Here is a 7,451-nt window from a genome sequence, read left to right as displayed (position 1 = left end):
GGGCCTGAGTACGCGTACTCAGGCCCCGGCCGTCACGACCGCAGAGAATTTTGTCATGCACGCTACTTCGATACGACACGACGAGCCAGCGGCGCCATCTGGTGGGACTCTGGCTGTGCGCATCACGGGCGCTGCCGCAACCGGTGCAGCTCTCACCTGTCTGTCGATCCATCTTGTACAGGAGGCGTACGCCTACGACGCCCGCGTGTGCGCCGATGAGACCAGTGTGTGCCTGACGCCGTGGCCGGTCCTCTCGTTCCCCGCCTCGTTCGCCATCGCACTCGTCGGGCTGATAGTGGCGTACAGGCTGCTGGGCATCCGCCCCGGGCTGACGGTCATCCCACCGACGCTTCTGCTCGCACCGTTCCCGCTCAATGCCGCGCTGAGCACAGTCGGCAAGTGGCCGGCCGTCGTAGTGGGAGCGGTATGGGCCGCCGCCGTGGCACTGACGGCATGGCGGCCCTACCGAATCCTGGGGCTGTCCGCCTCGGCCGCACTGCTCCTGGCCTCGCTCATCATTCTCTGGCGCTGACCTCTCGCCCTCGATGCCGGACGGCGGCGGCCAGGGCAGGCATCCTCGGTTTCCCGGCCCGAGGAGACATGCTCCTTGCGTACCCCCCGACCCACCACTTTCCCTGGCTCCCATCCCGTCTGCTCGGCTCTGCCTGGGTCGACGACGGACGGGATGGGAGCTCCGTGAGTCCCGAGCGGACGTCGGCTCAGCCCAGGCTTTCAAGACCGAGCTTTGCCAGACGGGAGCCGATGGCGCTGGGCTTTCGGCCGAACTGCTTGCCCAGAGAGTTGAGGTTTCGTTCGCCTTGTCGGTAGAGGGCAAGGAGCCGTTTGTCGTCCTCGGCGGACCAGGGAGTGCCCATGCTGGGGTATCGCGCTCGGAGTTCTTCCGGGGTGGCGAGGACAGGGCGGCGGCCCCGACAGCGAGGCGGCGCGCGCCCGCGCCGTGCGCGGGCCTTGATGCCAGGAGGTGAGTGCGCAAGTTCGACCCGAGCTTGATCGAACCTGTGTGGCGCCGACCAGTACCTGATTCGCCGTGTTGCCTCCGGTGCGTGAGTCCGGAGAGCCGGTCACCCCGTCGAAGGAAGCGTTCTGACCTGGCCCGGGCAAGGGATGGAGAAGGCCCCCGGCAGTGGTTCAGTGCCGGGGGCCCTCTCGTACGTACTCGACGTTGCGTGGCGTACCGCGCGTCCTCGCTAGAACGTGCCCAGCTTGATGATCGACAGGATCGCGATCAGCTGGATCGCCGACGCGGCCAGTGCCTTCGGCCACGGGAGGTCGTGGGACTTGCTGACCATGAGGGTCAGCAGGGCGCCCGCAGCGACCCAGGTCGCCCAGCCGAGGAGCTGCACGAAGGACGCGTTGCCGCCGAAGAACATGGCGACGACCAGGCGCGGGGTGTCCGTGATGGACATGATCAGCATGGAGAGGCCGACCGTGGGCTGCCAGGCGCCGTCGCCGCCGAGCTGGCGGGCCAGGGTGTGGGTGACCACGCCCAGGATGAACGTGCTGATGACGATGGCCACGGCCGTCGTCAGGACGATCGGGACGGCGTTGGAGAGGGTGGCGTTTATGGCGTCCTGGCGGGCGCCGTCGAAGCCGAAGACGGCCAGCAGGCCGTAGAGGAACGTCACGATCAGGGCCGGGGCCCACATCGTGTAGTCGCGCATCTGCAGGAAGGTCTGGTTGGGGGTTGTGACGATGCCCCTCAGCAGGTCCTTCCAGTGCAGACGGGGGCCGATCGGCGGGGCCGCCGCCTGGCCGGCACGGTAGGTCCCGCCCTGGGTGTAGGGGTCCTCGCCGACCGAGAAGGCCTGGGTGTGACCGGGGCTGTTCGCCGCGTACGGGTCGGCACCTTGCTGCGGGTGACCGTCGCCGAAGTACTCCGGCTCGCCGTGACCGCCGGCGCCGCCGCCGTTCGCCTGGGGCCAGCCCGGCTGCCCGCCCTGCTGACCGCCGTACTGCTGACCCCCGTACGGCTGCTGCTGCGAGGGCGCGGGCGGGTAGCCGTATGGCTGCCGGCCTCCCTGCGGAGCCTGCTGTCCGTACGACGGTCGGTGTTGTTGGGGTCGCGCTTGCGGGGCCCGGTCGTCCCGGCCGCGTCCGATCCTGAATCCAGCCACGTAATCGAACGTACCTGGTCCCGCACAGTGGCGTGCCGGGTGTGGGCCATCGGAGGGGGGTTTGGGTCCGAGCTGTGACATCCCCTAAGGGGAGGAGCGCGGGTGTCCCTTACGGGCTCCCAGGCTCCGTAAGAGGCGGAAGCCGGGCCCGTGGGTGCGGGCCCGGCTGAAGGACAGCTGGACTCAGTCCGCGAAGTTGGCGCCGAACGCCGGTGTGCCCGTCGTCGAGACGCCTGCGTCGGCCGGCCAGATGGCGCGGGAGCCGGTCGTGGTGATCTTGGACCCGTTGGAGGGCAGGTAGGTGACGCTGCCGTCGCCACCGTTCTCGTAGGAGCCCACGAGGAGGTCGGCCTTGCCGTCGCCGTTGACGTCGTCGAGCTTCGTGTCCAGGCCGAAGAGGTCGGACTTCTCGTCGTTGCCGGGGACGCCCGGCGTGCTCTGGGCGAAGGCCTGCGCGCCGGAGGAGGTGTTGACGCCGTGCGCGGAGCCGTACAGGACGGTGACCATGCCGGTGTCCGCGACACCGTTCAGGTCCTCGTACGCGGCGCTGACGACCAGGTCCTGGTAGCCGTCGCCGTTGATGTCGCCGAGGTCCAGCTCGTACCCGAAGCTGTCGGCCTTCTCCGAGCTGCCGGGCACGCTGCCGGAGTTCTGGGTGATTCCGGTGGTACCGGCGGGGCCGGACGCGGAGCCGTAGGTGATGTTCACCTTCCCGCCGAGCGCGGAGTCCGGGATGGTCGTGCCGTCCTCGGTCTTGTTGTCCCAGTACGCGCCGCTGACGATGTCGCCGAATCCGTCGTTGTTGATGTCGCCGATGGCGGTGATGATGCCGGGCTTGAGGGCCTTGGCGGCGGAGACGTTCAGGCCGTTCGTGGTGCCGGGCACGTAGTAGTTCGTGTTCCAGCCGTAGTCGGTCTTGGTCTCGAAGCCGTCGACCACCAGGTCGGTGCGGCCGTCGCCGTTGATGTCACCGGCGGTGAGGTTCCGTGGGCCGAGGGCGTTGCCGCCGGACTGGATCGGGGGCTTGATCGTGGTGCGGGCGAGGCCGGCCGCGCCGGTGGAGGTGATACCGCCCCGATAGACGTAGATCGTGCTGGAGGAGTTGCCGACGGCCAGGTCGGCCTTGCCGTCGCCGTCGAAGTCGCCCGCGGCGATGGTCTTGCCCCAGTAGTCGTGCGAGGAGCCGGCCGGGTCGGCGATGGCCACACCCTTGCCGGTGAGGCCGCTCGGGGAGCCCCAGAGAACGGCGAGGCCACCGGCGTCGGTGTCGTTGCCGAACTTCTCGTGCGGGGAGGACACGGCGAGGTCGTCGTAACCGTCGCCGTTGAAGTCCGCGTACGCCGTGTCGGCGCCGAAGAGGTCCCCGGCCTCGGCGGTGCCGGGGACACCGGCGGTGTTCTGGCTGAGCGTGGAGCGCTTGGCGCCGGACACGCCGCTGTGGGTGCCGTAGAGGACGACGAGCTGGCCGGCGGCCTTGTGGCCGCTCACGTAGGCGTCGGAGGCCGAGAAGGCGACGTCGCCGATTCCGTCGCCGTTGAAGTCGGCCCGCGGGACCTTCGTGGAGTCCGCGGCCGTCGCCGTCGCGGCCGAGAACGTGAGGAGACCGCCCGTCAGCGCGGCCGCGGTGGCCGTCGCGAGGGCGAGTCTGAAGGCGTGTGTGCGGTGCTGCGGGTACTGCTTGTGCATGCGGGGGTCTCCTGCGGCATGCGGGGACGCCTGGCGGGCATTCCCAGTCAATGGGGTGCGGACCGCCCGCGTTCACCGGGAGTTGTCCCGGGGTTCGCAGGCCGGTCGGCGAACAGAAGACCTTGAAAGGGGGTCAAGGGTTGTACGTGAGTTTGATCAATTCCCGTAACGCCTGTGGCGAGTACCGCTGTTGGTGAGGTGACTCGTGGTTCAGGATTTCATTCCCAGGAACTCGGACGTGGAGAACGTGACCGTCGGCTTCGCCGTCACCAGCGCCTCCTTGTTGCCCGCGTACACCGCGACCGTGTCCTTCGTCTCCCCGGCGTACGTCCGTACGACCAGGTCCGCCCGCCCGTCCCCCGTGAAGTCGGCGACGGTCAGGACCCGGGTGGTGCCCCGGGCGGGTGGCGGCACGGTCACCATCCCCGTCGCGGACAGTCCGGTCGTACGGCCCCGCAGGATCCGCAACTCCGCTCCGCTGGAGACGAGTTCGCTCACGCCGTCCCCGTCGAAGTCCCCGGCGTCCAGTACCGAACCGGGGGTGCTGATGCTGTCGCGTACGGCGGTGGGGAGGTCGTAGCGCAGATACGTTCCGTCCATCGAGCCGACCGCCGCGTCGAGGGCGCGGCCCCTGCCGAAGCGGCCGAGGGCGACGTCGATGCCGCTCGGCAGGGCGGTGCCGGTGCGGGTGGGGCCGGCCGGGCCCCCGAGGACGAGCGCGGACGTGCCGGGGCCTTCCGCCGTACGGACGAGGAGGTCGTCGTAGCCGTCGCGGTTCACGTCGAGGGCGGGGCCGGTGGGCACGGTGCCGGGTGAGGGGAGGGGCTTGCCCGCCGCGCGCGGGGTGCCCTTCCTGGTGAACGGGCCGCGCAGATAGCTGAGTCGGCCGTCCGAGGCGTGCACGACCAGGTCCTCGGCGCCGTCGCCGTCGAAGTCGCCGCACACGGGCTGGTCGGGCCAGTCGTTGCCGGCGCGGGCCCCCTCCGGGATGACCAGCTCGACCGCCCTGCCGGTGAGGCCGGCCGGGGAGCCGAAGAGGATCTGGAGGGGGACGGGGGGCCGGCCCTGGCCGTCGTACGGGGGGTCCGTCGACACCACGAGATCGGTGAAGCCGTCCCTGTCCAGGTCGCAGCTCGCCTCCGCGTCGAAGACGGCGGGCGACCGGCCCTTCGTGCGGGCCGCCTGGCGCGCGGGGTTCAGCAACTGCCGTGCGCCGGGCGCGAGTCCATGTGCGGTTCCGGTTCCGTAGACGATCCCGATGCCCGCGTCGTCGCCGTGGGCGTCGTCCGGGCCCTTGACGAGGTCATTGAGGACCAGGTCGCGATGGCCGTCGCCGTTGAAGTCGTCGGCGGCCTCGCCGCCCTTGCCGCGGGGGACGGGGAGTTGGGCGGGGGCCTTGGCGACGGTCACGGGTTCGTGTCGCGCGGAACCGGTGTTCCCGATGCCGGCGCATCCCCCGAGCAGCAGTGCGCAGCTGATCGCTCCGGCCCGTATACCGGCTTTTCGCCCGCCCACCGTTCACCTCATCCGCCCCACTGACAACAACCTCGCCATGATGCTCCGGATTCGGTGGGAGCGGTATCGCCACCTCGGAAAGGGCTGTGTGTCAGCGATGAGTTTTACAGAATTGTTGACAATATTGAGCTACTCAATTTACGTTCGCAAGGACCGGACGAACGGGGGCGGCGCCCGGCGCGAAGAATGGCCCGCACGCCCCTGACCAGCCGTTTCGGCCGCCGTATGGCTGCCGTGAACAGGGAGAAGGCTTTCCGTGAAGCACAGGGCAGTGAAGCGCAGGACCGTCGTCATGGGTATCGGCGCGACCGCCGGAGTCGCCGTAGCCGGTGGCTTCGCCTTGAGCGCGAACGCGTCGAGCACGGGCTCGAAGTCCTCGGGTGCGTCGGATTCCCTGGTCTTCGACAAGGACGCGTTCACCGAGCTGACGACGACCATCACGGACGCCGACGGCACCGACCACACGGTGGTGTACCACTTCTGGAAGGCCGTCACCTACGTCGCCAGTCCGGTGGACGCGAAGTACCAGAGCCTGAACGTCAGTGTCCCCGTCAAGATCGACGGCAAGGCCGTGGACGCGACGAACGCTCCGATCGTCTTCGCCAACTCGGTGGGCGGGTACATGCCGTCGTCCGTGGCGGACGCCACCGGCGTGGGCGGCGCCGAGATGACCGGCGGTATGCCCACGGGCGGCGCCGGTGGCAGCGCGTCCCCCAGCGCGTCCCCCAGCCCCTCGGCCTCCGGCAGCGGCGGCACGGGCGAGGTGCAGTCCGGCGGCAACGCGATGGTGAACGCCCAGGGCGGGATGGTCAACCTCGGGAAGCTGGGCCTCGCGGCGGGTTACGTCGTCGTGGAGCCGGGCGCGCGCGGCCGGACCCTCACCGACTCCGCCGGCACGTACTACGGCACCGCCCCGGCCGCCATCGTCGACCTGAAGGCCGCGGTCCGCTACGTACGCGCCAACAAGGGCGTCATCCCGGGCGACACCGACCGGATCGTCTCCACCGGTACGAGTGCGGGTGGCGCCCTGTCCTCCCTGCTCGGCGCGTCCGGCGACAGCCCGATCTACGACAAGTACCTCAAGGAGCTCGGCGCCGCCGACGCGTCCGACGCAATCTTCGCTGCCGGCGCCTGGTGCCCCATCACCGACCTCGAACACGCCGACGGCGCGTACGAGTTCAACTGGGGTACCAGCGTCACGGCGAGCACCGGCAAGGTCGTCGACCAGACGGTGTCGAAGGCGCTGCGGGCCCAGTTCGCGGAGTACCAGGCCTCTCTCAGGCTGCGGGGCCTGAACGGCTTCGGCCCGCTCACGGCCCGCAACTACGACGACTACCTGGTGGAGACCTACCTCCAGCCGTCCGCCACGAAGTACCTGGCGGCGCTGTCGGAGGCCGATCGTGCGACGTATCTGGCCGCGAACACGTTCATCACGTGGTCCGGCGGCAGGGCGACGTTCACCTGGGCCGACTTCCTGACCCACGTCGGCGCGCGGAAGAAGACGGCGCCGGCCTTCGACGCGTTCGATCTGTCCGCGGGCGAGAACAACGAGTTCGGCGCCGGTACCACCGGGGCGCGGCACTTCACGGCGTACGGCGCGAAGAACGACACCACCGGGCTCGCCACGAAGCGGGTCGCGAGCGACATCCCCGAGAAGCTCGACCTGATGAACCCGATGCACCACATCGGGGAGGAGAACCCCGGCCGGTCGAGGCACTGGTGGATCCGCCTCGGTACCAAGGACTCCGACACTTCGCTGACGGTCTCCGCCAATCTCGCTGCGGCGCTGGACAACCTGGGCGACGACGTCAATCACCTCTACTACTGGGACGAGGGCCACGGTTCGAACGTCGACCCCGGTGACTTCCTCACGTGGATCGCGAAGGTGACGGGCGACTCGGGGCGGCGCCGCTCCGCGAAGTAGCCGCACCCCCCGGGCGCGGTGTCCTGAGGCGGCTTCTCGTCATCAGTCACCCCAGGACACCGCCCCACCGCGACGCCGGGCCCGCACAGGAACGGGCTCGGCGTCGCGCTGCCCCACGGGGTTTCACGCCCCCGCCGCCCCTACCCGTCCCATCCCCAGGGGCTCCGCCCCTTCAACCCCACCAGGGGCTC

5 protein-coding genes are annotated in these 7,451 nt (G+C 69.8%); 2 read left to right on the top strand and 3 right to left on the bottom strand.

Translation table 11 applies throughout. From position 1 onward, the window contains the following. Positions 1-115: 115 nt before the first annotated feature. The gene (locus ACFVWD_RS56550) at positions 116-532 is read left to right on the top strand and encodes a hypothetical protein (RefSeq protein WP_389606856.1); all 417 of its coding nucleotides are present in this window, start codon (positions 116-118) and stop codon (positions 530-532) included. Between the two features lie 676 nt (positions 533-1,208). On the opposite strand, the gene ACFVWD_RS56545 is transcribed toward ACFVWD_RS56550, so the two are convergent. From ACFVWD_RS56545 to ACFVWD_RS56535, 3 genes are all read right to left on the bottom strand, one after another. After that, entirely contained in the window at positions 1,209-2,216 is a 1,008-nt protein-coding gene (locus tag ACFVWD_RS56545; RefSeq protein ID WP_389606854.1) for a Yip1 family protein, read from the bottom strand. A gap of 102 nt (positions 2,217-2,318) precedes the next feature. Then, positions 2,319-3,821 carry an FG-GAP and VCBS repeat-containing protein gene (locus ACFVWD_RS56540; protein WP_389606852.1) on the bottom strand — a complete coding sequence of 501 codons (1,503 nt, stop codon included), beginning with the start codon at positions 3,819-3,821 and terminating at the stop codon, positions 2,319-2,321. A 210-nt stretch (positions 3,822-4,031) separates the two neighbouring features. Further along, positions 4,032-5,336 (bottom strand): FG-GAP repeat domain-containing protein, encoded by a 1,305-nt coding sequence (locus ACFVWD_RS56535; protein ID WP_389606851.1) that lies wholly within the window; start codon positions 5,334-5,336, stop codon positions 4,032-4,034. A 292-nt stretch (positions 5,337-5,628) separates the two neighbouring features. On the opposite strand from ACFVWD_RS56535, the gene ACFVWD_RS56530 reads away from it, so the two are divergent. Further along, complete coding sequence (locus ACFVWD_RS56530) at positions 5,629-7,260, top strand: subtype B tannase (RefSeq protein WP_389606858.1); 1,632 nt, start codon at positions 5,629-5,631, stop codon at positions 7,258-7,260. The last annotated feature ends 191 nt before the right edge of the window (positions 7,261-7,451 follow it).

It is taken from the genome of Streptomyces sp. NPDC058086 (assembly GCF_042885015.1).
Lineage (GTDB): Bacteria > Actinomycetota > Actinomycetes > Streptomycetales > Streptomycetaceae > Streptomyces.
This window is presented reverse-complemented; position numbering and strand designations above follow the sequence as displayed.